Source organism: Mycobacterium sp. MUNTM1, assembly GCF_054660795.1.
This window is the reverse complement of record NZ_BAAGDE010000023.1, coordinates 50,747-74,789: the sequence shown is the minus strand read 5'-3', so window position 1 is coordinate 74,789 and position 24,043 is coordinate 50,747. Positions and strand designations below refer to the sequence as shown.

General features: G+C 67.7%; 25 protein-coding genes. 17 read left to right on the top strand and 8 right to left on the bottom strand.

Annotated features, from left to right (window positions below):
* Window positions 1–36: 36 nt before the first annotated feature.
* From ACYQ8K_RS15255 to ACYQ8K_RS15240, 4 genes are all read left to right on the top strand, one after another.
* Complete coding sequence (locus tag ACYQ8K_RS15255) at window positions 37–1,059, top strand: YihY/virulence factor BrkB family protein (RefSeq protein ID WP_459970251.1); 1,023 nt, start codon at window positions 37–39, stop codon at window positions 1,057–1,059.
* Between the two features lie 59 nt (window positions 1,060–1,118).
* The gene (locus ACYQ8K_RS15250; protein ID WP_459970249.1) at window positions 1,119–1,892 is read left to right on the top strand and encodes an enoyl-CoA hydratase/isomerase family protein; all 774 of its coding nucleotides are present in this window, start codon (window positions 1,119–1,121) and stop codon (window positions 1,890–1,892) included.
* 40 nt (window positions 1,893–1,932) lie between these two features.
* Window positions 1,933–2,283: a DUF3253 domain-containing protein gene (locus ACYQ8K_RS15245; protein ID WP_459970248.1), complete on the top strand. Its 351-nt coding sequence runs from the start codon at window positions 1,933–1,935 to the stop codon at window positions 2,281–2,283.
* A gap of 109 nt (window positions 2,284–2,392) precedes the next feature.
* Window positions 2,393–3,055: a cutinase family protein gene (locus tag ACYQ8K_RS15240; protein WP_459970247.1), complete on the top strand. Its 663-nt coding sequence runs from the start codon at window positions 2,393–2,395 to the stop codon at window positions 3,053–3,055.
* Window positions 3,056–3,061: 6 nt separating this feature from the next.
* Here ACYQ8K_RS15240 and ACYQ8K_RS15235 read toward each other — a convergent pair whose 3' ends face one another.
* Window positions 3,062–3,658: an IF2 family translation initiation factor gene (locus ACYQ8K_RS15235; protein ID WP_459970245.1), complete on the bottom strand. Its 597-nt coding sequence runs from the start codon at window positions 3,656–3,658 to the stop codon at window positions 3,062–3,064.
* A 177-nt stretch (window positions 3,659–3,835) separates the two neighbouring features.
* Between ACYQ8K_RS15235 and ACYQ8K_RS15230 the strand changes: the two genes are divergently transcribed.
* The 5 genes from ACYQ8K_RS15230 to ACYQ8K_RS15210 all read left to right on the top strand — a co-directional run bounded on the left by ACYQ8K_RS15230 (window position 3,836) and on the right by ACYQ8K_RS15210 (window position 6,338).
* The gene (locus ACYQ8K_RS15230; protein ID WP_459970243.1) at window positions 3,836–4,384 is read left to right on the top strand and encodes a thioredoxin family protein; all 549 of its coding nucleotides are present in this window, start codon (window positions 3,836–3,838) and stop codon (window positions 4,382–4,384) included.
* A gap of 62 nt (window positions 4,385–4,446) precedes the next feature.
* Window positions 4,447–5,463, top strand: a complete 1,017-nt coding sequence (locus ACYQ8K_RS15225) for a zinc-dependent alcohol dehydrogenase family protein (RefSeq protein ID WP_459970241.1) — start codon at window positions 4,447–4,449, stop codon at window positions 5,461–5,463.
* A gap of 65 nt (window positions 5,464–5,528) precedes the next feature.
* Window positions 5,529–5,783 (top strand): hypothetical protein, encoded by a 255-nt coding sequence (locus ACYQ8K_RS15220; RefSeq protein ID WP_459970239.1) that lies wholly within the window; start codon window positions 5,529–5,531, stop codon window positions 5,781–5,783.
* Window positions 5,741–6,058 (top strand): DUF6480 family protein, encoded by a 318-nt coding sequence (locus ACYQ8K_RS15215; protein WP_459970238.1) that lies wholly within the window; start codon window positions 5,741–5,743, stop codon window positions 6,056–6,058. Before ACYQ8K_RS15220 ends, ACYQ8K_RS15215 begins: the two co-directional genes overlap by 43 nt.
* 64 nt (window positions 6,059–6,122) lie before the next feature.
* Entirely contained in the window at window positions 6,123–6,338 is a 216-nt protein-coding gene (locus ACYQ8K_RS15210; protein ID WP_459970237.1) for a DUF3072 domain-containing protein, read from the top strand.
* Window positions 6,339–6,415: 77 nt separating this feature from the next.
* Here the strand turns inward: ACYQ8K_RS15210 and ACYQ8K_RS15205 are convergent, their stop codons facing one another.
* The 3 genes from ACYQ8K_RS15205 to ACYQ8K_RS15195 all read right to left on the bottom strand — a co-directional run bounded on the left by ACYQ8K_RS15205 (window position 6,416) and on the right by ACYQ8K_RS15195 (window position 9,606).
* Window positions 6,416–7,252 (bottom strand): MOSC domain-containing protein, encoded by an 837-nt coding sequence (locus tag ACYQ8K_RS15205; protein WP_459970235.1) that lies wholly within the window; start codon window positions 7,250–7,252, stop codon window positions 6,416–6,418.
* A 62-nt stretch (window positions 7,253–7,314) separates the two neighbouring features.
* The gene (locus ACYQ8K_RS15200; protein ID WP_459970234.1) at window positions 7,315–8,082 is read right to left on the bottom strand and encodes a C39 family peptidase; all 768 of its coding nucleotides are present in this window, start codon (window positions 8,080–8,082) and stop codon (window positions 7,315–7,317) included.
* A gap of 135 nt (window positions 8,083–8,217) precedes the next feature.
* Window positions 8,218–9,606: a PPE family protein, SVP subgroup gene (locus tag ACYQ8K_RS15195; RefSeq protein ID WP_459970232.1), complete on the bottom strand. Its 1,389-nt coding sequence runs from the start codon at window positions 9,604–9,606 to the stop codon at window positions 8,218–8,220.
* Between the two features lie 466 nt (window positions 9,607–10,072).
* Here ACYQ8K_RS15195 and ACYQ8K_RS15190 point away from each other — a divergent pair, with 466 nt between their 5' ends.
* Together ACYQ8K_RS15190 and ACYQ8K_RS15185 are read left to right on the top strand one after the other, a co-directional pair.
* Window positions 10,073–11,239: a glycosyltransferase gene (locus tag ACYQ8K_RS15190; RefSeq protein WP_459970230.1), complete on the top strand. Its 1,167-nt coding sequence runs from the start codon at window positions 10,073–10,075 to the stop codon at window positions 11,237–11,239.
* 58 nt (window positions 11,240–11,297) lie between these two features.
* Window positions 11,298–12,341: a class I SAM-dependent methyltransferase gene (locus tag ACYQ8K_RS15185; protein WP_459970228.1), complete on the top strand. Its 1,044-nt coding sequence runs from the start codon at window positions 11,298–11,300 to the stop codon at window positions 12,339–12,341.
* Window positions 12,342–12,350: 9 nt separating this feature from the next.
* Here ACYQ8K_RS15185 and ACYQ8K_RS15180 read toward each other — a convergent pair whose 3' ends face one another.
* On the bottom strand, window positions 12,351–13,841 hold the full coding sequence (locus tag ACYQ8K_RS15180; RefSeq protein ID WP_459970257.1) for an FAD-dependent oxidoreductase: 1,491 nt from the start codon (window positions 13,839–13,841) through the stop codon (window positions 12,351–12,353).
* Window positions 13,842–13,903: 62 nt separating this feature from the next.
* Window positions 13,904–14,710 carry a hypothetical protein gene (locus tag ACYQ8K_RS15175; RefSeq protein ID WP_459970227.1) on the bottom strand — a complete coding sequence of 269 codons (807 nt, stop codon included), beginning with the start codon at window positions 14,708–14,710 and terminating at the stop codon, window positions 13,904–13,906.
* Between the two features lie 169 nt (window positions 14,711–14,879).
* On the opposite strand from ACYQ8K_RS15175, the gene ACYQ8K_RS15170 reads away from it, so the two are divergent.
* The 3 genes from ACYQ8K_RS15170 (at window position 14,880) to katG (ending at window position 18,987) form a co-directional block, all read left to right on the top strand.
* A complete protein-coding gene (locus ACYQ8K_RS15170) occupies window positions 14,880–16,166 on the top strand; it encodes a L,D-transpeptidase (protein WP_459970225.1) in 1,287 nt (428 codons plus the stop codon).
* 90 nt (window positions 16,167–16,256) lie between these two features.
* On the top strand, window positions 16,257–16,697 hold the full coding sequence (locus tag ACYQ8K_RS15165) for a Fur family transcriptional regulator (protein ID WP_459970223.1): 441 nt from the start codon (window positions 16,257–16,259) through the stop codon (window positions 16,695–16,697).
* A 49-nt stretch (window positions 16,698–16,746) separates the two neighbouring features.
* Window positions 16,747–18,987, top strand: coding sequence for a catalase/peroxidase HPI (katG, locus tag ACYQ8K_RS15160; protein WP_459970221.1), 2,241 nt, complete (start codon window positions 16,747–16,749; stop codon window positions 18,985–18,987).
* Window positions 18,988–19,168: 181 nt separating this feature from the next.
* Here katG and ACYQ8K_RS15155 read toward each other — a convergent pair whose 3' ends face one another.
* On the bottom strand, window positions 19,169–19,978 hold the full coding sequence (locus ACYQ8K_RS15155; protein ID WP_459970220.1) for a DUF1906 domain-containing protein: 810 nt from the start codon (window positions 19,976–19,978) through the stop codon (window positions 19,169–19,171).
* 321 nt (window positions 19,979–20,299) lie between these two features.
* Between ACYQ8K_RS15155 and ACYQ8K_RS15150 the strand changes: the two genes are divergently transcribed.
* Genes ACYQ8K_RS15150 through ACYQ8K_RS15140 form a run of 3 tightly spaced genes read left to right on the top strand, consistent with a single transcriptional unit; the run spans window position 20,300 to window position 23,365 of the window.
* Entirely contained in the window at window positions 20,300–21,550 is a 1,251-nt protein-coding gene (locus ACYQ8K_RS15150) for a glycosyltransferase family 4 protein (protein WP_459970218.1), read from the top strand.
* Window positions 21,544–22,302 carry a class I SAM-dependent methyltransferase gene (locus ACYQ8K_RS15145; RefSeq protein ID WP_459970217.1) on the top strand — a complete coding sequence of 253 codons (759 nt, stop codon included), beginning with the start codon at window positions 21,544–21,546 and terminating at the stop codon, window positions 22,300–22,302. The genes ACYQ8K_RS15150 and ACYQ8K_RS15145 overlap by 7 nt, the downstream gene beginning before the upstream one ends.
* Window positions 22,289–23,365, top strand: coding sequence for a prenyltransferase (locus ACYQ8K_RS15140; RefSeq protein ID WP_459970215.1), 1,077 nt, complete (start codon window positions 22,289–22,291; stop codon window positions 23,363–23,365). Before ACYQ8K_RS15145 ends, ACYQ8K_RS15140 begins: the two co-directional genes overlap by 14 nt.
* Before the next feature lie 12 nt (window positions 23,366–23,377).
* On the opposite strand, the gene ACYQ8K_RS15135 is transcribed toward ACYQ8K_RS15140, so the two are convergent.
* Complete coding sequence (locus ACYQ8K_RS15135) at window positions 23,378–24,040, bottom strand: class I SAM-dependent methyltransferase (RefSeq protein WP_459970214.1); 663 nt, start codon at window positions 24,038–24,040, stop codon at window positions 23,378–23,380.
* Window positions 24,041–24,043 lie beyond the last annotated feature (3 nt).

Below are 24,043 nucleotides of genomic sequence, written 5' to 3'. Positions count from 1 at the left end.
GAATTGGATGCCGGCTGGCGGGGGAAGTGATCAGCGATGGTCGGTTGGCTGGACGAGCTGCAACGTCGTAATCGAGTCGTCGGTGTGATCGTCGCTGTTGTTTACAAGTACAACGACGATCAGGGCGGCTACCTGGCCGCCCTGATCACCTACTACGGGCTGGTATCGCTGTTTCCGATGCTGCTGCTGCTGACCACCGGGCTCGGCGTGGTGCTGGCCGGCCGGCCCGATCTGCAAGCCCAGGTGCTGCACAGCACGCTGAGCCAGTTCCCCGTTCTCGGCGCACAGCTGCACCACCCCGAGGGCCTCAGCGGAGGAGCGGTGGGCGTGATCGTGGGCCTGCTCGGCGCGCTCTACGGCGGTTTGGGCGTGGGACAGGCGCTGCAGAACGCGATGGACACGGTGTGGGCGGTGCCGAAGCACAAGCGCCCCAACCCGATCCGATCCCGGCTGCGCAGCCTGATGCTGCTGTTGGTGCTCGGCTCTGCTGCGGTCGCCGCCACCTTGTTGGCCGCGGCGGGCCACGCCACGGGGGCTCTCGGCATCTTCAGCAAGATCGGTCTCGCGCTCGCCGCGGTGGCCATCAACGCGCTGATCTGCCTGGTCGCCTTCCGGGTGACCACCGCGCGGGCCCTGACCTATCGGCAGGTGTTGCCGGGAGCGGTTGCCGCAGCGTTCATTTGGCAGATGCTGCAGTGGTTCGGGGCCGGCTATGTGGCGCACACCGTCAAACGCGCCAGCGCCACCAACAGTGTGTTCGCGCTGGTGTTGGGGGCGTTGGCGTTTCTGTTCCTCGCGTCGGTGGCGCTGGTGATGTGCGCCGAGGTCAACGTCGTCCTTGTGGAGCGGCTCTACCCACGCGCGCTGCTGGGCGCGTTCAGCGACGACGCGGACCTGACGCTGGCGGACCGGCGGACCTACACCAACAAGGTCAAAGCCGAACGGGTCAAGGCCTTCGAGCGGGTCCACGTGCACTTCGACGACGTCAAGCGCCTTCCCGCGAAAACCGTTGGGCGGCTGTCGATATTCCATGATTTTCGCCGCCCGCGCACGCCATGAGAACGGCTTCGTTCCCGGCTTGCGGCGAGGTTGTGCGCCGGGCGCAATAGTCTGCAGTCATGAGTCTGGTCACCTATCAGTTGCAGGACCACGTTGCCACCATCACCCTGAACCGCCCCCAGGCGCGCAACGCCATCAACGGCGCGCTGCGCCAGGACCTCAACGCCGCCTGGGATCGTTTCCGCGACGACCTGGACGCGTGGGTCGGGATCCTGACCGCCAACGGCAGCGTCTTCTGCGCCGGCGGCGACCTGAAGGACGGCGAAGGCTCCGTCGGCACCTTCGGCGGCACCTTCTGGGAGAAGCCGACGATCAACTCGTTCGAATCCGGCATGGAACTGTTTAAGCCGACCATCGCGGCCGTGCATGGCCCGTGCATCGGCTACGGCGTGACCGGCGTGCTGTTCTGCGACTTTGTCATCGCCAGCACCGAGGCGACGTTCTGCTTTCCCGAGGTATCGATCGGCGTGCCCACCATCGTCGGAGCCATTCGGCTCCCGCACCGGGTGGGTTGGGCCAACGCGATGGAGCTGCTGCTGACCGGCAAACCGATGAGCGCCGAGCGCGCCAAGGAAATCGGTCTGGTGTGGAAACTGGTCGAGCCCGACCAGCTGCAGGCCGAGGCCCAGGCCTGGGCGCGCACCCTCACCGAGGCCGCGCCGCTGGCCCAGCGGGCGACCAAGGAAGTGGCCTGGCGAACCGCCGACATGGGCTGGATCGAATCCGTGCGCTTCGGCGAGACCATGCGCATGGTCGCCGGTGCGACCGAAGACGTCGCCGAGGGGCTGCGCGCCTGGGCCGAGAAGCGCAAGCCGCAGTGGCGCGGCCGGTGACGGCCGCGGCGGGCGGGGTCAGATCGGCGGCCCGGTGGCCATGACTGGCGGGGCTGGTGAGCGCCTGCGCGCCGAACTGGGCCGGGTGCTCGACGGCGGCGGCCGCGGGGCCGATCACGCCGCGATCGCCCTCGGTGACGGCCCGATGAGGCGGCGGCTCGAGTCGTCGATCCGGGCGTTGGCCGAGCATCGCGGCCCGCGGAGCAGCATCTGCCCGTCGGACGCCGCCCGCGCGGTCGGCGGCGACGGTTGGCGCGAGTTGATGGACGACGCCCGGGCGGCCGCACGGCGGCTCGCCAGGTCGGGCGACGTGGAGATCACCCAGGGCGGCACGGTCGTCGGCCCCGACGTCGACTGGTCGGGCCCGATCCGGATCCGGGCCGCCGGATGATACGGATTGCGTTGCACTGCAACGCCATTCGCCCAACCGAACGTTGGACCACCGCCCTGGCGTCAACCGCCGGAACGGCCACGATCGACGATATGACAGGATTTCCCGCATGAGTGCACGCAGATTTGCTCGCTGGGTTGGTTTCTCGGTTGCGACGACGTGGGCGCTGCTGAGTGCACCCGTCGGAACCCCCGCCGCCGTCGCCGACGGCTGCTCGGACGTATCGGTGGTGTTCGCCCGAGGCACCCACCAGGAGCCCGGTCTGGGCAACATCGGTCAGGCGTTCGTCGACTCGCTCACGTCGCAGCTCGGCGGTAAGTCCGTCGACGTCTATGCGGTCAACTATCCGGCCAACGACGATTACCACAACAGCGCAAACGCCGGGTCCAACGACGCCGCCGCACACATCCAGGACGTCGTCGCCAGCTGCCCGAACTCGAAGATCGTGCTCGGCGGCTACTCCCAGGGCTCCACGGTGATCGACCTGGCCACCAACGCGATGCCGCCCTCGGTGGCCAACCATGTCGCGGCCGTCGCCCTCTTCGGCGAGCCCACCAGTCAGTTCTCCAGCATGCTGTGGGGCGGCCAACCGCTGCCGACGATCAACCCGGCGTACGGCTCCAAGGTGACCAGCATTTGCGCGCCCGACGATCCGATCTGCTCCGGCGGCGGCAACATCATGGCGCACGTTTCCTACATCGATGCCGGGATGACCGCCCAGGCCGCCACGTTTGCGGCGAACAAGATCAACCAGAGTGCCCCTGGCGTCTGACGTCCGTCAGTCGTTAGCCCGTTCCTCCTGATGCTGCCGCTTCTCGGCGGCCGCCAGCTGCGCCACCCGATCCGCCTCGGCGCGCTGCTGGGCGGCCTCGCCGAGCTTGTCCTCGGCCTCGTCGAGTTTGGCCGCCGACGCCTTGGCCGCGGCCTTCTCGGCGGCGTGGGCCCGGTCTTCCACCTGGCGCTTGGCCGATTCCACCGTCTGCTTGCGCTGCGCGGCCCCGATTCGGGCCTCTTTGACTTCCTGCTGGGTGGCGTTCTGCGCTTCCTCGCGCTCCTGGATCGCCTCGTCGCGGGCGCTCCTGAGCTTGGCGTCGGCCTGCGCCTTCCGGACCGCGGCTTGCGCGTCCAGTTGACCCGCGCGGCCCAGCGTATCGGTGCGTTCGACCAGGGCGGCCCCCCGCTTCGCGAGCGTCTCGTCGCCGAGCGCACTCCCTACGGTGCTGTCAAGCATGCCCAGGGAGCGCTCGTACAGCAGTCGCGCCGGCGCCTCGGTGGGGATGCGGTTGACGACCTGGTCCTCGATCAGCCGCAACGGGAATCGGGCGAGTTGGTAGTGAAACCGCAGGACTGCCAGCGGGACTTCGGAAATCTTCATCAACTTCTCCTGGGGTGAGGCCCGCCGTCAGGGCAGGTCGGCTTCGTCGGTCACGATCTCCTCGGACGCCTCGCGGATCTCCGCACACTCCGTCGAATTAAGCTGCGGCACACCATATTTCGGGGTCACGGCGCCGCGTGGTGCGCGAACGGGTCATATGGCGATACGCTGGCCGACATGGCCATCGAGTCCACCATGCTCGCCCTCGGTACCGTCGCCCCGGCCTTCACGCTGCCCGAGCCGGCCACCGGCCGCACGCTCAGCCGCGACGATCTGACCGGCCCCGCGCTGGTCGTCACCTTCATCTGCAATCACTGCCCATACGTGAAGCACGTCGCCGACGGGCTTGCCGCGCTCGGTCGTGACCTCGCCGAGCAAGGCGTTGCGATGGTGGGCATTTCGAGCAACGACGTGGTCACCTACCCGCAGGACGGTCCCGATCGGATGGTCGAGGAGGCTCGAAGCCATGGCTGGACCTTCCCCTACCTCTACGACGAAACCCAAGACGTCGCCCGCGCTTACTCGGCCGCCTGCACGCCCGACACCTTCGTGTTCGACGGCGAACGCCGGCTGGTCTACCGCGGCCAGCTTGATGACTCCCGGCCCAAAAACGGCCTGCCGGTCACGGCCGCGGACGTCCGCGCCGCGGTCGACGCGGTACTGGCCGGGCAACCGGTGAATTCCGACCAGCGCCCGTCCATCGGGTGCGGCATCAAATGGCGTTGAGGCGCGGTTAAATACATCGATTTCGGGTAGTTGGGCTCCGACTACCGCGAGAGGGAGGCGTTATGCGAGGAGCTGTCATCTACGGGGCCGGCGATGTGCGATTCGAAGACCTGCCGGAACCCGAGATCGTCGCCCCCACCGACGCGGTCATCCGCACCACCGCGACCTGCGTGTGCGGCTCGGATCTGTGGGATTACCGCGGCATCAACCCCGTTCCCGAGCCCAAGCCGTTCGGTCACGAATACTGCGGTGTCGTCGAAGCCATTGGCAGCGAGGTCACCTCGGTCAAGCCCGGCCAATTCGTCATCGGATCCTTCTACGCCTCCGACGGCACCTGTCCGAATTGCCGTAACGGCGTTCAGAGTTCGTGCGTGAACCGCGTGCTGATGGGCGGTTGCCAAGCGGAGGCCGTGCGCATCCCCTGGGCCGACGGCAGTCTCGTGGCACTGCCCGACCAGCCCGACGAGGAATCGATCCCGGACCTACTGACCCTGTCCGACGTGATGGGCACCGGGTGGTTCGCCGCCGAAGCGGCCAACGTCGTTCCGGGCATGACGGTGGCCGTGGTGGGTGACGGCGCGGTGGGGTTGTGCGCGGTGCTGGCCGCCCGCGAAAAGGGCGCCGAGCGGATCATCGCGATGAGCCGCCACGAGCCACGGCAGAAGCTGGCCCGTGAATTCGGCGCCACCGACATCGTCACCGAACGCGGCGACGACGGAGTGGCGGTCATCAAGGAGATGACCGAAGGCGTCGGCGCCGACGCCGTGCTGGAATGCGTGGGCACCGGCCAGGCCATGCAACAAGCCATCCAGTCCGCTCGCCCGGGCGCCTTTGTCGGGTTCGTGGGCGTCCCCCACGATGTCGCCATCACCGGCGAGCAACTCTTCAGCACCCAGGTGGGGCTGCGCGGCGGACCCGCCCCGGTCCGGCACTTCCTGCCCTCCCTCATCGAGTCGGTCCTCGACGGAAAAATGAACCCCGGCAAGGTGTTTGACCTGCGCCTGCCCCTCGAGCAGGTCGCCGACGCCTATCGGGCGATGGATGAGCGCCGCGCCATCAAGGCCTTCCTGCAGCCGTAGGTGAGGTCGGTCACTGCGCCGGCCGACCGGACACCCACCGCGGCTTTTCGGCTAACGTCGAGCGTATGTCCAAAGTCTCCGGCAACGACCTGATCGACGACGTCACCCCTGGCGACATCATCGCCGTGGACCGCGGCGCGGGTGAACAGCCCTACAAAGTCGTCTTCAAGGACCGCAGCGACGCGGGGTACCTCGTCACACTCGAGACCGACGGCGGTGAGACCTTTCAGCTCGATCTGGCGGCCGGCACCAGGGTGAAACGGTCCCTCGCGGCGAAATGGGAATCCGCGCAAAGCCCGACCCCCAACTCGGAGAACTGAAGCCCGCCATCGGGACGAAGCCGCCCGAAAGGTGTTGGTGGGCAGTAGTTGCCCTGACGCAGATACCGGGGCCGGACCCAGGGGGAGGCGCCGCACCGGGCAGCACTCCCCCGGCCGCACCCCAAACGTCCGGGGTATCCGAGCCGCAACCGCCGAACACGCGGCGATTCACCCCCGGCTCCGTGCTAAAAGTGGTCGCCGCCTGCGTCTTCGTGGTCGCGTTCATCGCGGTGGCGGTGCTGATGGTGATGAAGATGGTCGGGGCGAGCGGTTAGCGTGCCGAATCTATCCACGACACTTCCTGATTACGTCGGCCCAGTAGCGGGCATAGCCACATGCATGGTCGACGATGCCGCGCAGGCGCCACAGGAAAACCCGGAAAAGGATCGGTCGCAGTGGGTGACCGGCGACGAACCCATGACCGGGCCGCAGCGCAGCTACTTGAACACGCTGGCGCAAGAAGCGGGCGAAGAGATCCCCGACAACCTCACCAAGGCCGAGGCCTCCCGTCTGATCGACGAGCTGCAACAGCGAACCGGGCGGGGCGGTGGCTGATGACCATCGACGCCGAGGAACTCGACACGGCGCTGCGCAACCTGGGCGGCTGACGCGTTGCTGCGTAGCCGCTACGGTCAGATGGTGACGTGGTCGCCGACGCGGATAACGCCCTGGGTCAGCACCGCGAGATAGGCTCCCGCGCATGGCTGTGCGCCGTGACCGCCTGTGTTCAAACGGTTTTCGGCCGCGGGCACCCGAAGCGCCTGCGGAGCTCGCGGCAACGGTCCGTGTTCGAGGGTGGGGACCACGCAGCGCGAGGTAGCCGTCAGGACCCGCAGCCGTGCCTCCCCGATGCCGATTTCGCGTCCCACCCAATCGTTTTCGGCGTACGGCGGGCAGTCGGTCGGCGTCGCGATCACCAGATTCGGGCGGTAGCGCAACGCCTCCACGCCGATGTGCTCGAGGGTGGCGGTCGTGATCGCATGCAGCGGGGCCTCGTCGGTGAACGACTCGCCCGGGGTGGCCGCGGCGATCCGCAGGATGCGGCCGTCCACCTCGGCGTCGAGGCCGAGTTCCAGCAACTGCTCGGGATCGGGGCGAACCAGTGTCGCGCCGTCGGGGCGTCGGGTGACCAGCCGGACCCGCCGGCCGGTCAGCCGCGAGATCAGCTCATCGACGCCGGGATCGTCGGCGGCCACGTCGGTCCCGTCCGGGAGGCTGATGCGCACGCCCTGGGCGTCGGCATGTGCGGTGCACGTCAACAGATCACGCCACAGTCGCGGATTCTTGGCGCTGGCCACGTGCCCGGTCTCGCCGTCGAGGAGTGCCAGCCGCCGGTCGCCCTCGGCGCCGCGCTCGTCGACCAGCAGGTGGTCGAGGGCTTCGCCGAGCATCGACTTCACCGGATAGCGAAGCAACGCCTGCACCCGCATTCCCGCGGCATTCCAGGCCTGGGCGGCCGAGTTGTCCATCACGCGCCTTCACTGAAGTTCCACAGCTCACTGTGCCCGAAAAGGCCTGGCGTCACCAGGGATCAGCCGCGCGCCGCGGTCACCACGATCGACTGATCACTGGTCTGCCAGGCCGTCATGAATGTGCTGAAGCTGACCTGCTCGTCGGCGTGGTCGATGCCGGGGTCGTTGAGGTGCACGATTTCTCTGCCGGTGTCGATGCCCGTCACGACCAGGAAATGGTCGGCCTTGGTGCGCTGGTCATCGGCGTTCAAAATGACCGAGGAGTTGACGAAGGCGATGATCTTGCGGTCCTTGGCCAGGTATTGCTCGAGGAGCGGCAGTCCGTTCTGGTCCCGCTCGGACGTGGACGTCATCTCGGATTTGATGCCGAAGTGGTCGAGCAGGATCACCAGGTCGGACATCGAGATGCCGCTGTTCGGGCCGGAGTGGCTCGGGTCGTCTCGCGGCGCGTAGATCGGCCCCGGATTGGCCCCCGACGGCGTCGATTCCGCCAAGTCCAGCATCTGCCGTTCGGTGGGTGCGTTGCCGGTGACCTCGCCCACCACGTCGGCGATCGAGACGAGTCCGCAGTTGTCCTCGAGCGACTGCGCGACCCAGTGCTTCGCCGCGGCGGCCGGGTTGCCGTACATGCCCGGGTCGGTGGTCGCCGCGGGGCCGGTTCCCGGAGCGGGTGATGAAGTGGTCTGTGCCGCAACGACTGTGGTCAACGAGGTGGTGGCGGCCGTGGTCGCCGGCGGGGCGCCGCCGCAGCCCGAGACGAGCGCCGCGGCGGCCAAACCGATGCCAGCGCCGATCACGGGCGCGGGGACGATCCGAAGTGTGAGCATGAGCGAGGAAGGTCCCGTCGACGGTCGGATGGCCAGCAAACGGTAGCACCCGCACCGCGCCGCTATGGCCGAATACCGCGTGAACCTTTGCGTTCGCCCGGATGGGTCGACGAATGCGCAGCGCCGGGTCCCGGATCAGCCGGGAAGCAGGCGCTTTTTCTGCTCTTCGAATTCGTGCTGAGTCAAAATTCCCGCGTCGCGCAGCGAAGCCAGTTCGCGCAGCTCGGCTGCGATGCTTGTGATCGGGCCGCCCGCGGCAACCTGCGGTGGTGTCGTCGGCTCGGTCTTCGGCTCCTTCGGTGCCTCGCGCGTCGCCTTCTCGATCTCGCCGCCCCTGGCCCGTTCGCGACCCAGCGCCCCACCGGTGCCGGCCATCGCGCGCCCGGCCATGCTCGCCGTAGCCATCTCGCCGAACAAACTTCCGGTTCCGCCGGGAGCGACCGCGGCCGCGGCGGCGGCTTGGGTGCCGGCACCGGCGCCGGTCGCCGGCAGCACCAAGGCGGCCGGGCGAATCGCCGGGGCGGCCGCCGTCCAGCCCGGCGGCACCGACAAGCCGCCGACCGTGTTGGCCTGACCCAGCCCGGCCGATGCCAGCGTCCCGAATCCACCCGCCGGGTTCGTGATGACCGGAAACGGCGAGGGCGGGACCGCGCCCGTGCCGGGCCAGGACTGCACCCCGGCCCAGCCGCTGACGATGTCGTCGGTGTGGAAACCGGTCAGCGCGCCGACGATGTCGAACGGCATGGTGATTAACGTGCCGGGTGCGTCGATGCCGAGGCCGGTGACGCTGGCCGGCGCATCGAGGAAAATCGCGATGAGGTCGCTCGTCAAGTCCAACCCGTTCAGCAATGACGGAGGGTCGGCGGCGGCATTCGGGTTCACCGCAGCGTTGCTCAGCAGGTTGGGCACCGCGGAGAACGATTGCTGCACGGTGTTGCGGGCGCTTCCGGCGGCGGTGCCGGTGGCCTGGGCCACCGCATCGGACTGGCCGGCGCCGGAATTGCTGGTCGGGTCGGGTTGGGCGAACGGTGTCAGCCGGGTTGCCGATGCCGCCGTACCCGCGTAGCCGAACATGGCCGCGGTGTCTCGCGCCCACATCTCGCCGTACTCCGCCTCGGTCGCGGCGATCGCCGGCGTGTTCTGGCCGAGGATGTTGGTCGCGACGAGCGCCGCGAGTTGGGTGCGGTTGGCCGTGACCACCGGGGGCGGCACGGTCTCGGCGAACGCCGTCTCGTAGGCGAATGCCGCGGTCCTGGCCTGGTTGGCGGTTTCTTCGGCCTGGGCGCCCGCGGTCCGCATCCACTCCAGATAGGGCGTGATCGCCGCGACCATGGCGGCCGACGACGGGCCGACCCATGGACCGGAGGTCAGGGCCGTGATCTCGGCCTGATAGGAGGTCGCGGTGGTTTGCAGCGCGGCGGCCAATTCGTCCCAGGCCATCGCGGCGGCCAGCATCGGTCCCGACCCCGGACCTGCGTACATGCGCGCGGAGTTAACCTCCGGCGGTAGTACTGCGAAGTCCATGTCGTTCTCCTCCGATCGGTTACGTCAGCCGCGCGGGCGTCGACCGCACCGATGCGTGCCGTATGGGGATAGCCAACCCAGCAGCAAACAAATCGCATCCCCTCCCGTGCTGCCAGTGCCGCGAACGAGAACGACCGAATGAGACCGACCCCAGTGCTAGCGGGCCGGCCTCACACGTTGCAGGTGCCCCCACGTCAACGAATACAGCGAAATTGTTGTCGAGGGTTAACGATAGGTTACCTGCACATGACGGCCGAAACCCGCAAGGGTTAGGCGCGTATTGCGCAAATCACTCTCAGCCGGCTCTCAACGTGGCCGCGCGGGTCCCGCCCAGCGTTCGGCGGCCACCATTCGTAGGCCAGCACTCGGCAAAAGGCCTGTTCAGTGGCGCCGGGGCGCGCCCCAGCGGGTCTTGCGGCTCCGGTTCTGCTTGGATTTGTGGCGTCCCCGCGAGTGAGGTTCGTTGATGAAAATTGCGCTGGCCGCCTATGGCAGCCGTGGTGACGTCGAGCCCTGCGTGGCCGTCGCACGGGAGCTGCACCGCCGAGGCCACGAGGTCGTGATCGGGGTGCCGCCCGACAAGCTCGGCATGGCCGAGTCGGCGGGGCTTGCCGCCGTCGCGTACGGGCCCGACAGCCGCGAGCAGGTCAACATGGCGACCAATTTCGTCCGCAACGTCGGAAATCCGGTGAGCGCGTTGCCGCAACTCATCGAGCGCGTCACCACGGTGTGGACCGGCAAGACCCGGACGTTGACGTCGGTGGCGGCGGGTGCCGACCTGCTGGTGGCCGGGATGAACGAGCAGCGGCTCGCCGCCAATGTCGGGGAGCATTTCGGCATACCGCTGGCCGCGCTGCACTTCTTTCCCGCCGAGACCTTGGAGCTGGGCCGGCTGCAGTCAGAAGTCACCGGCGCGGCCGAAGCGGCCCAGCGTCGAGCGCTCGGTCTGCCCGGCAACCCGTCGACGCAACCGGCGCTCGAGATTCAGACCTACGACGAGCTGTGGGCGCCCGAATTGGCAAAGCAATGGGCCGGGCCCGGATATCGACGGCCCTTCGTCGGTTCGCTGACTCTCGGGCTGCCCGCCGATGCTGATGACGAGGCGTTGTCCTGGATAGCCGACGGGCCGCCGCCGATCTATTTCGGGTTCGGCAGCACGCCGGTCACCTCACCCGCCGAAACGGTCGCCGTGATCAGCGCGGCGTGCGCGCAGATCGGCGAGCGGGCGTTGATTTGCAGTGGCCCAAACGATTTCACCCACATCCCGCCCGCCGACCACGTGAAGATCGTGGAGGCGGTGAATCACGCCGCCGTCTTTCCGGTGTGCCGTGCGATCGTGCACCACGGCGGCGCCGGCACCACCGCCGCCGGCATGCGGGCGGGGGTGCCCATGTTGATTCTCTGGCTCTGGCTCGATCAGCCGATCTGGGCGGACGCCGTCAGCAGGCTGGAAGTCGGCGTGGGGCGGGCGTTCTCGGCCTCCACCCTGGACTCGTTGGTCGCCGACCTGCGCTCGGTGCGTTCGGCGCACTACCTCAGCCGAGCCAAGGAGATGGCCACCCACATGACCACGCCCGACCAGAGCGTCGCCGCGGCGGCCGACCTTCTCGAAGGCGCGGCCCAGCGCGCGTAACCGGGCCGACGCCGCGCCAGCGGTGGTGCAAAGGCCGCCGGTCGTGTAAAAGGTTCTGGTGCAGGATCCGCCGAATAGGTCATTCGACCCGTCGATGCTGCGCGAGGCGATGATCAGGCGGCTGTATCGGCGATTGTCGGCCGAGGGCCACATCCGGGTGCCGGCGGTGCCGGGCCTGATCGATGAATACGTCCAGTTGTGCAACAACGTCTGCGCCACCCTAGGCGTCTGGTGCCCCCCCGAACAATCCGCGCAGTTGCGGACCGCGCTGCAAGCCGAGTTGGCGAAGGCCTTCAAGGCCTCCCCCCGTTCCGAGGTCCTGATCTCGTATCAGGCCCCGTTCGGGACGGGCGTGAATTTTCGGGTCCAAGCCGAATGGCGCACGGTCGAGGCCGATTACGACCAGTGGATGGCGGTCCGCCCGCCGCCGCTGTTCGGCACCGAACCGGATGCGCGCGTGCTCGCGCTGGCGGCGGAGGCGGCCGACCCTTCGGGCTATCGGGTGCTGGACGTCGGCGCCGGAACCGGACGCAACGCGCTGGCCCTGGCCCGGCGCGGACACCCGGTCGACGCGGTCGAGATGACAGCGAAGTTCGCCGAGGTGATCGTCGCCGAAGCCGCCGGCGAATCGTTGGGCGTGAACGTCATTCAAAGCGACGTGTTCACGGCGATGGAGGGCGTGCGCGATCGCTACCAGCTGATGGTGGTCTCGGAGGTGGTGTCCGACTTCCGCACGCCGCACGAGTTGCGCGGCATGTTCGAACTGGCCACCGAGTGCCTGGCCCGAGGTGGGCGCTTGGTGTTCAACACGTTCCTGGCCCGCGACGGCTACGTGCCCGACGACGTTGCGGTGCAACTCAGTCAGCAGTGCAACAGCATGATCTTCACCCGCGACGAGGTGACCGCCGCGGCCGCCGGCCTGCCTCTCGAGCCGATCGCCGACGACTCGGCGTACGAATACGAGAAGGCCCAGTTACCGCCGGATGCCTGGCCGCCCACCGGCTGGTTCGAGGGATGGGCCGGCGGCCTCGACGTGTTCGACGTCCAGCGCGACGACTCCCCAATCGAGTTGCGCTGGCTGGTGTTTCAGAAGACCGGCTGACCGCGGCGACTACCCGGTCAGATCGCGGGTCGCCGGGCCTTCGAGCAAGGTGCCGTCGGGTGCGAACCGCGAGCCGTGCAGCGGACACTCCCACGCGTTGTCGGCGTCGTTCCAGTTCACGATCCCACCCAGGTGCGGGCACACCGGCGAGACACGGTGCTCGGTCCCGTCGACGCGGCAGCGGGCCTCCAGGTGCCACGGTGGGCCGCTCACCACGCCGCCTTCGCCGTCGACGGGGCTGCGGCGGTGAGTCCGAATCGCCGGGGTGATCCAGCCCTTCGTCAGGTTGAAACCGACCTCGAGGTTGGCTTGCAGGGCCGTCGCCAGCCCCGTCAGCTCGTGCGGACTCCAGCTGGCGAACGCGCGGGCCCAGTCCATCCGGCCGCCCAGGATCCGGCTGGACAGCGCCAACGCCGCGGCGGGGCCGTTGGTCATCCCCCACTTGTTGAAACCCGTTGCGACAAAAATGCTTTCAGTGTTCGGCAGGATGGGGCCCACGTACGGCAGATGGTCGATGGGCGTGTAGTCCTGCGCCGACCAGAAGTGGGTCTGCTCGGCGCCCGGATAGTGCTTGCGCGTCCACGCCGACAGCTCGTCCAGCGCCTCGGACGGGCTCTTCTCGCGGCCCACGGTGTGGCCGGCCCCGCCCACGATCAGCCGTTCGCCGTCCGCGACCGGCGCATAGCGCACCGACCGCGTCGGCGAGTCGGTGGAGATCATCATCGGCCGGGTGATGTTGCCCGGCACCTTGAAGGCCAAGCAGTAGGACCGGCTCGGCTTCACCCGCGCGAAATACCCGCCGCGATCCAGGATCGGGATCCCCGTGGCGAGTACCAGTTGTCGCGCATGCAGTTCGACGTCGCGCTGCGCGGCGTCGTTGACATGCACGCGCACCTCCTTGCCGCGCCAGGACACCCGCCGCACCCGGGTGTGCTCGACCAGCCGTCCGCCGCGACTCAGCAGCTCGACGGCCAGCGAGTCGAGGAAGGACATCGGGTCGAACTGCGCCTGATCGGCCAGCCGCACCCCGCCGTGATAAGCGAACGGCACCTCGGCGTCGTCGTCCCACACCACCGGCAAACCGACCGCCTGACACGCCGCGAGTTCGGCGCGCGCCGACGGGACGCCGCGCACGGACTGGGCGTAGGTGTAGGCATCCTCGCGCTGCACGGCCACGCCCTGCGCCTCGCAGTGGCCCAGCACCCACTCCTGGCCTTCGCGGTTGCCGTCGACGTAGGCGCGCGCGACGTCCCGGCCGTGGCGGGGCAGCACCTTGGAAAGCTGACTGCCCTGCAGCAGGCTGATTTTGGCGGTGGTGTTCCCGGTCGCGCACGCCCCCACCGTGCGCGCTTCCAGTACCAGCACATCCTTGCCCGCACGGGCCAGCAGCAGCGCCGTCATCAGGCCGGTGATGCCGGCGCCCACGACGATGACATCGGCGGACGCGGAGCCTTGATCAAGCCCGCTTGGCGCCCAAGGCTGTTCGGTGCGTTCGGTCATCCACAAAGAAGTCACGGCTGAGCTGATACCCCGGCCCGGCCCGGGGAAACGCCGCGACCAGTTCACGCTCGCTTCAGCCGGGCTTTTGCCTCCTGCACGGCGTCCGCGGCGGTGCGGGCGGCCTTGGTTGCCTCCTCGTAGCCCTTTTCGGCGGCGCTGAGCTCCCGCTCGGCCGCCCGCAGCGCCCGGGCCGCATCGTCACGGCGCTGTCGGGCGGCATCCCGCTGGCCCTGTCGCTCGGCCACCAGGTCGTCCGCCTCGGCTTCGGCGCTTTCGGCGCCGGCAACGGCCGCGCTCAGTTTCTCGCGCCGTCGGCTCTGTGCCATGTCCTCCGCCGACCGCTTCGAGGGCCGCTCCCGCGCCGGGGCGCTGGGAGTGTCCACCGATTCCGGCACCGCGTCGCCGTCGCCGAAGGCGCCGAAACCCGACCACTGCTCGGGCCGGGTCAACCTGCCCAGCCGCGCGCGGATCTGCGGGTCGGCGATCGCGGCCTGCAGCGTGCTGGTCAGGTCCTCGCGCACGCTCGCCGACGGTTGCGTCAGGTCGGCCGCCCGCAGCGCCTTGCGGGTGAGTTCGTCGATGAGTTCGTGTTGCTCGCCCGACAGTTCCCGGATGCGCGCGCCGTCCATCGCCGCGTGCGCGGTGCGCAACCGCTCCCCGAGGTCCGCCAGCCGCTGTCGGGTGTCGGCGTGCCGGAGGGCCAACCGGTTGACGATCCACGCCGCCGTCGTCGGTTTGTTGGTGGCGGAAATCCGTTTCGCGGCCGCGGTATCGCCGCGCTGCTTGGCCGCGGCGGCCAATCTGGCGCGCTCCGCGGTGAACTCCTTCGGTGGCACCTCGTAGAGGCTGTCGAGTTCCTCATCGGCCATGCAGCCATGATCTCTCGCTGACCGCCGGCGGTGCTTCGGAGTGACCAAGCCCAACCGCGCGACGGTTTAAAAACCGCACGTCGCGGGATACTTCATCTACAACATCGACATCGCCGGGCAGAAGTTCGCGGCCTGCGAGCACACAGAAGGCAGGGTTTCGGCAGCTTCTATGACGTCCAAGTTCAGCGATCAGTTCGTCGGCCCGATCCTCCGGATGAGCCGCCCTCGTCAGCTCTTGCTCGCGGTGTGCGCCATCGTCGCCGTGGTGGGTGCGATCTACGTGGCATCGACCTCGCACTGCTCAGGCCGCGTCTGCAGTCAACCCAGTGCACCCACCAAAACCGCTGAGCCGGCCCAAATAACGATCACTCCGGGTCCCAACGCCCATGATGTCGACCCCGTCGCCCCGGTCATGGTCAAAGCCGAGAACGGGACCCTGACAAGCGTCGACATGGTCAACGAGAGCGGCAAACCGATCGAGGGTGTCATGACCCCGGACAACACCGTGTGGAAGCCCACGGTCCCGCTGGGCTACGGGCGCACCTACACGCTGACGGTCACCAGCAACGGTGTCAGTGGTGTTGCGGCCAAGCAGGTTTCGTCGTTCTCCACGCTCAAGCCGTCCAATCAGACCAAGGTGTCGTTCACCACCACGTCGGAAGCTTCGTTGCGCGACGGCGGCACCTATGGAGTCGGAACGGTGATCGTGGCGCACTTCGACGAGAAGATCGCCGACCGTGCCACGGCCGAGCGGCAGCTGTCGGTGACCACCGACCCGAAAGTCGAGGGCTCCTGGTATTGGGTCGACGATCAGAACGCGCACTGGCGGCCCGAACGCTACTACGCGCCGGGCACGAACGTCACCGCCGAGGCGAAGATCTACGGAATCGCCTTGGGCGACGGCCTGTTCGGGCAGGACGACACCAAGGTGTCCTTCCGTGTCGGGGATGCGCACGTCTCGATCGCCGACGACGCCACCCATCAGGTCAGCGTCTTCAGCAACGGAATCTTGCAGCGCACGATGCCCACAAGCATGGGGATGGGCGGCACCGAAGACGTCGGCGGCAAAACCATCTCGCTGTGGACCCCGTCCGGCGTCTATACCGTCCTGGACAAGGGCAATCCCGTCATCATGGACTCCTCGACCTTCGGCCTGCCCAAGAATTCGAGGCTCGGCTACCGCGAGACCATCAACTGGGCGACCAAGATCAGCTCGGACGGCATCTATCTGCACGAGCTCGACGCGACGGTCTGGGCGCAGGGGCACCGCGACACGTCGCACGGCTGCCTGAACCTCAATGCCGACAACGCGAAATGGTTCTTCGACTTCTCGGTGCCCGGCGACGTGGTCGAGGTCCGCAACAGCGGCGGGCCCCCGCTGACGCTGGCGCAGAACGGCGACTGGACGCTCAGCTGGGACGACTGGCGCAAAGGCAGCGCACTGAAGCCGACCTAACCGTGATCCAACTCATTCGTCACCCGCAGTTGTGCCCCACTTCACAATAAAGTCTTGACTCGTTCCAATTAAGTGCGTCATATTGGTGGCGTGTCATCGACGGCCGATTACGCCAGCAGGTTGCGGATGGCCGATCTACGGGTGACCCGGCCCAGGGTCGCCGTGCTGGAAGTCGTCGACGCCAATCCGCACGCCGACACCGAGACGATCTTCTCGGCGGTTCGCGTCGGCCTGCCCGATGTCTCGCGCCAAGCCGTCTACGACGTGCTCAACGCGCTGACCACCGTCGGTCTGGTGCGGCGCATCCAGCCGTTGGGCATGGTCGCCCGCTATGAATCTCGCGTCGGCGACAACCATCACCACGTCGTCTGCCGGTCCTGCGGGATCATCGCCGACATCGACTGCGCCGTCGGCGACGCGCCCTGCCTCACCCCCTCGGACGACGGCAACGTTCTTGATGGCTTCGTCCTCGACGAGGCCGAAGTCATCTACTGGGGCCTGTGTGCCGATTGCTCGACGACAGGTTCCTAGATCACAGCCGTGATCGCAGCCCGATTCACCCACCCTCGAAAGGAATGCTGTGTCATCTGATACATCCGCTAGCCGTCCACCCCAACCCGGTACCGGGACGGCGAGCACAAGCGAAAGCGAAAACCCAGCAATCCCTTCACCGCAGCCGAAGTCGAATGCTCCACTGACCAACCAGGACTGGTGGCCCAACCAGGTCGACGTGTCCAGGCTGCACCCGCATGTCGCCCAGTCCAATCCGCTCGGTGAGGACTTCGACTACGCCGAGGAGTTCGCCAAGCTCGACGTCGACGCGCTCAAGGCCGACATGGTCACGCTACTGACGACCTCGCAGGACTGGTGGCCCGCCGACTACGGCCACTACGGCGGCCTGTTCATCCGGATGAGCTGGCACGCCGCCGGCACCTACCGCATCTATGACGGCCGCGGTGGTGGCGGCCAGGGCATGCAGCGCTTCGCCCCGCTCAACAGCTGGCCCGACAACGCCAGCCTGGACAAGGCGCGCCGGCTGCTGTGGCCGCTGAAGAAGAAATACGGCAACAAGATCTCTTGGGCGGACCTGTTGCTCTTCGCCGGAAACACGGCCCTGGAGTCGATGGGATTCAAGACGTTCGGCTTCGCCTTCGGCCGCGAAGACGTCTGGGAGCCCGAGGAAATCCTGTTCGGTGAAGAAGAGGAATGGTTGGGCACCGACAAGCGCTACTCAGGCGAACGCAATCTCGCGCAGCCCTACGGCGCCACCACCATGGGCCTGATCTACGTGAATCCCGAAGGCCCCGAAGGCAAGCCGGACCCGATTGCCGCAGCGATCGACATCCGCGAGACCTTCGGCCGGATGGCGATGAACGACGAGGAGACCGCCGCGCTGATCGTCGGCGGCCACAGCTTCGGCAAGACCCACGGCGCCGGTGACGCCGACCTGGTCGGCCCCGAGCCGGAGGCCGCCCCGATCGAACAGCAGGGCCTCGGCTGGAAGAGCTCCTACGGGAGCGGCGTCGGCAAGGACGCCATCACCAGCGGCCTGGAGGTCGTCTGGACGCCGACGCCGACCAAGTGGGACAACTCCTTCCTGGAAACGCTGTACGGCTACGAGTGGGAGCTGACCAAGAGCCCCGCCGGGGCCTGGCAGTTCACCGCCAAGGACGGCGCCGGCGCGGGAACCATTCCCGATCCGTTCGGTGGGCCGGGGCGCGCCCCGACGATGCTGGTCACCGACATCTCGTTGCGGGAAAGCCCGATCTACCGCGACATCACCCGGCGCTGGCTCGACCACCCCGAGGAGCTTGCCGATGCCTTCGCCAAGGCGTGGTACAAGCTGCTGCACCGCGACATGGGACCGGTCACCCGCTTCCTGGGACCGTGGATCCCCGAGCCGCAGCTGTGGCAGGACCCGGTTCCGGCTGTCGATCACGAGCTCGTCGACGACAAGGACGTCGCGGACCTGAAGAGCAAGGTGCTCGCATCCGGTCTTTCCGTCCCCCAGCTGGTCAAGACTGCCTGGTCGGCCGCGATCAGCTACCGCAACACCGACAAGCGCGGTGGACCCAACGGCGGGCGGCTTCGCCTCGAGCCGCAGCGGAGCTGGGAGGTCAACGAGCCCTCCGAACTGGACAAGGTGTTGCCTGTGCTGGAGCAGATCCAGCAGGACTTCAACGCCTCGGCCTCCGGCGGCAAGAAGATCTCGATCGCGGACCTGATCGTGCTGGCCGGGTCCGCCGCGGTGGAAAAGGCGGCCAAGGACGCCGGTTACGAGATCTCGGTGCACTTCGCTCCGGGGCGCACCGACGCCTCGCAGGAGACCACCGACGTGGAGTCCGCCGCCGTGCTCGAACCGCGGGCCGACGGGTTCCGCAATTACGCGCGGCCGGGCGAGAAGGCCCCGCTCGAGCAGCTTCTGCTGGACCGCGCGTATCTACTCGGTGTGACGGGCCCGGAGCTCACGGTGCTCGTCGGCGGACTGCGTGCGCTGGGCGCCAACCACGGCGGCAGCAAGCACGGCGTGTTCACCGACCGGCCGGGCGCATTGACGAACGACTTCTTCGTCAACCTGCTCGACATGAACACCGAGTGGAAGGCGTCGGAGACCGCGGAGAACGTCTACGAAGGGCACGACCGGGCCTCCGGCGCGCTCAAGTGGACCGCGACCCCCAATGACCTTGTCTTCGGCTCGAACTCGGTGCTGCGCGCACTGGCCGAGGTCTACGCCCAGGACGACGCCCACGGCAAGTTCGTGGAGGACTTCGTCGCGGCGTGGGTCAAGGTCATGAACAACGACCGATTCGACCTCAAGTAAGAACGGGTCTTGATCGAAAGCGGCACCCCGCGAGTCATGCGCTCGCGGGGTGCCGTTCTTTCACGGCTCCGCTCTTTGCCTCGACGATGCGCCGATCTCGCGACACGTAAACCGCGCACACGACACGTCCGCAATCGGTCGCCCTGGTTGATGTCTCGTGTAGCGGAGAGGGACGGCAAGCTCAGCGATCGAGATCCCACTGCCCGAAGTCGGCGGCGAGGACGTCGTCGACATCGACATTGATGCCGCCCAGTAGCGGCCCCGGATTCCCCGGACTGTTGACGACCGTTTGGTAGAGGACCGCGGCGGGTTCACGATCGCCGTTCGACCAGGACCTCGTCTGCCACACCCATTGGTGTCCGGCGCTGGTGGACGGACCTACGACGCCGTCCCTGATCGCCCATCCACACACCTGGGCGTCTCCATAGATGCCGGTACGGCCGACGCCCAACACCGAGTTGATCCCTCGAAACCATTGGACCGCAGCGGTATTCCAAGCATTGGCGTCGATGGCGTCGTCGACGCTGAAGAAGATCGGCGCCGAGTTGGGGCCGCCCGCCGCGGAGTGCAGCTGCATGGCCGTGTGGGCGTCGGCGACGCCGCCGTCAAAGCCTCGGGTGAAATCCGACGGGTCGGGCCAGCCGGGCTTGCCGTACTGGAAGTTGCTGACGATATGCAGCCCCGCCGCGCGCAGCGCGTCGGCGTACTCCCGGGTCAGCGGTTTCGCCTCGAAGTTGGCGCCCGGCCGCGACTGCGACACGTAATTCACCACGCCGTCGTAGCCGGCCGACTTGATCTCGTCGGGCGCGATCCGCCGCTCGGCGAAATCGATCAGCCGCATGCCGGCCGCCGACGCCTTCGGGGCCTCGGCGCCCGCGCCCAGGCTCAGCAGCGCCGGCGCCATGACATAGGCGCCGGCATATTTGAAAAGGTCGCGCCTCGAAGGCGACCGCCGATCGCCGCGTACACCCGGTTCGGCCGAATCCCGCACCGCGCGATGGTAACAAAAGCACGCGCCTTCTCTCGGCCGATCTTCGCCGGTCAGCACGGGTCGACTCCGCGGGCCGCGCGGCCGGAACCGACCGGTCGGAAAGATGACGGATACCGACCAGTGGCATGATCTTTGCGTGTCGGACATCCAGGGGCCCGCCGGCGCGCGGGACGGCGGATCTCCGGCTCGTTGCGCTCGATTAGGTGATCGAACTATAGTCTGGACACATGTCCAGTTTGCTGTCACGGGGTTCGGGAGCCCGTTGACCGCGATGGATTCGGCGCCATTCCGCGGTCATTTTCCAGCAAAGAAGAGTTGAGTATGCGAATTGCCCTGCTGTCCTACCGTAGTAAGACCCATTGCGGCGGACAGGGCGTCTACGTGCGCCATCTCAGCCACGGCCTGGTGGAACTCGGTCACGACGTCGAGGTGTTTTCCGGACAGCCGTATCCCGACCTGCTCGATCCGCGGGTCCGGCTCACCGAGGTGCCCAGCCTTGATCTGTATCGCGAACCCGACCCGTTCCGGGTGCCGCGGCCGAGCGAGATCCGCGACTCGATCGACCTCTTGGAATTGCTCACCACATGGACGGCGGGCTTCCCCGAACCGCGAACGTTCACGATGCGGGCCGCGCGGTTACTTGCCCAGCGGACAGCCGATTTCGACGTCGTCCACGACAACCAGAGCCTGGGCACCGGACTGCTCAGCATCGCCGAGGCGGGACTTCCCGTGGTGGCCACCGTGCACCACCCGATCACCCGCGATCGCGTGCTGGACCTGGCCGCCGCGCGATGGTGGCGAAAGCCGTTGGTGCGCCGCTGGTATGGGTTCTTGGACATGCAGCAAGAGGTCGCCCGGCACATCCCCGACCTGTTGACCGTCTCGTCGTCGTCGGCCTCGGACATCATCGCGGACTTCGGCGTGGCGCCGGAGCAACTTCACGTCGTGCCGCTGGGGGTAAACACCGAGCTGTTCAAACCGGGTTCCGGCCCCCGCGAGCCAGGCCGCATCATCGCGATCGCCAGCGCCGACACCCCGCTCAAGGGGGTGCGCACCCTGCTGCAGGCGGTCGCCCGGCTGCGCACCGTTCGTGATCTCGAGTTGCGGTTGGTCGCCAAGGTGGAGCCCAACGGCCCGACCCACAAGCTCATCGCCGAACTCGGGATCTCCGACATCGTGCACATCACCAGCGGGCTGTCCGACGCCGAGTTGGCCGCCCTGTTCGCATCCGCGGAGGTAGCCTGCATCCCCTCGCTCTACGAAGGGTTTTCGCTGCCAGCGGTGGAGGCCATGGCCAGCGGCACCCCGATCGTCGCGAGCCGGGTCGGCGCGCTGCCGGAAGTCCTTGGGACGGACGGCGCTTGCGCCGAGCTGGTACCGCCGGCCGACGTGGACGCGCTGACTCGCGCGCTCGGTGCACTCCTGGACTCCCCGGAAAAGCGGCGCAGCCTCGGCACGGCGGGCCGCAGCCGCGCCGTCACCGTCTTCAGCTGGGAAGCGGTGGCTGCTCAAACCGTTCGGGTCTACGAGCGGGCGATCGCACGCAACGCGCAGAGCGGAGCGCCATGCTGACCGTCGATTTCGACCGGCTCGGCGTCGGGCCGTCGACCAAGGTGATCGACGTGGGATGCGGAGCCGGCCGGCACGCGTTCGAAGCGTTTCGGCGTGGCGCAGACGTCGTCGCCTTCGACCGCGACGAAGCCGAATTGCGTTCGGTGGACACCGTTCTGCGCGCGATGGCCGAAGCCGGCGAGGCGCCCGCCGGCGCGTCGGCAAAGGTGATCGTCGGTGACGCACTCAAGCTGCCCTACGCCGACCAGACGTTCGACTGCGTCATCGCGTCGGAGATCCTGGAGCACATCCCCCACGACGACGCGGCGATCGCCGAGCTGATCAGGGTGCTCAAAGTCGGTGGCACGCTGGCGGTCAGCGTGCCGCGATGGCTGCCCGAGCAGGTGTGCTGGTGGCTGTCCGACGAGTACCACGCCAACGAGGGTGGCCACGTACGCATCTACCGGGCCAGCGAATTGCGCACCAAGATCCTGGGCGGCGGACTGGAACTGACCCACACCCATCACGCCCACGCACTGCACTCCCCCTTCTGGTGGCTCAAATGCGCTGTGGGCGTGGAGAACACCGATCATCCCGCGGTGACCACCTACCACAAGCTGCTGGTGTGGGACCTGATGCAGCGGCCGAAGATCACCCAGCTGGCGGAGTCGCTGCTCAATCCGCTGGTGGGCAAGAGCGTAGCGATGTACTTCGTCAAGCCGCAGGAGGCGAAAAGCCAAGCCACTGAAGGATATTCAGTTGCATCGGTCTAACTTGCCCGCCGTCCCGGGAGTCCTGACTCCCGAACAATGCCGACAGACCGCTCTTTCCATCGTCGCCGCACAGGAACCATCAGGGGCAATCCCCTGGTTCGAGGGCGGCCATACCGATCCGTGGGATCACATCGAGTGCGCGATGGCGCTCACCACCGCCGGGCTGCTGGAGCCGGCGCGCGCCGCCTTCGACTGGAGCCGCCGCACCCAGCGCCCCGATGGCTCGTGGCCCATCCAGTTCCGCGCCGGTGTCATCGAGGACGCCAACAGCGACAGCAACTTCTGTGCCTACATCGGCGCCGGCGTGTGGCACCACGTGCTGGTCACCGGCGACGAGACGTTCGCCGCCGAGATGTGGCCGGTGGTGCACAAAGCGATCGACTTCGTCATCGACATGCAATTCGGCTACGGCGAGATCGGTTGGGCGCGAAGCGAAGCCGGTGTGTTGCCGGAAGCCCTGCTGACCGGATGCTCGAGCATCTTTCATAGCATCCGCTGCGCCCTGGCCCTGGCCGCCTTGGTCGATGACCCGCAGCCGGAGTGGGAATTGGCGCTGGGCCGGTTGGGTCACGCCATCTCCGCGCACCCCGAGGCGTTCACCGAAAAGGACCGCTACTCGATGGACTGGTACTACCCGATCCTCGGCAGCGCCCTGCGCGGTCCGGCGGCGGACGCGCGCATCAAGCAGCGTTGGGACGCCTTCGTGGTGGACGGCCTGGGAATCCGGTGTGTCGGCGACCGTCCCTGGGTGACCGGGGCCGAAACCTGCGAGCTGGTGATGGCGCTAAACGCCATCGGGCAGCACGCGGATGCTCACCGGCAGTTCGCCGCGATGCAGCATCTGCGGGAAGGCGACGGATCTTATTGGACGGGACTGGTTTTCGCGGACGGCAAGCGGTGGCCCGAGGAGCGCACCACCTGGACCGGTGCGGCGATGATCCTGGCGGCAGACGCCCTGTCGAACACCACCGCCGGGGCGGGAATCTTCCGCGGCGATGAGCTGCCGGTGGGCCTGCAGACCGACTTCGATTGCGAATGCGTGGTCACCGGTCCGGGCCGGTGACCCGGCGCCTCGCTAGAGCTGCTCCCCCGGCTGGCCACTGACACGTTCGAGCAGCCGCAGCGATCCGGTGGCCGATACCTCCCGGAACTGTCCGGAATCGAGTGCGCGACAGTAGATGTAATAGGGCGGCCGCCCGCCGTCCTTCGGGTCGGGGAACACGTCGTGGATGACCAGCGCCCCACCAATGTCGACCCATTTGGCCCAGCCGTCGAAGTCCTGGTTCGCGGCGGCCTCGCTGTGTCCGCCGTCGATGAACAGGAACTGCAGCGGCGCGCGCCAGGCCCGCGCCACCAGCGGTGACTTGCCGACGATCGCGACGATGTGGTCGGCCAACTGGGCGGTATCGAGCGCACGACGAAACGTCGGCAGTGTGTCGAACAGGCCCGTGACCTCATCCACCATCGATGCGTCGTGGTACTCCCACCCGGCCTGGTGCTCCTCGGAACCGTGATGATGGTCGACCGTGTAGATCACGCCACCGGTCTGTTGCGCCGCCGCACCCAACAAAAGGGTGGACTTGCCGCAGTAGGTGCCGATCTCGACGCCGATGCCGGCGCCGAGATACCGCAGCGCGGCGTCGTACAGCGCGCGGCCCTCGTCGACCGGCATGAAGCCCTGCACCTGTTCGGCCAGCGCGAACAAGCGGTCGGGCGCATTCGCGTCGACGTGACTCATCAG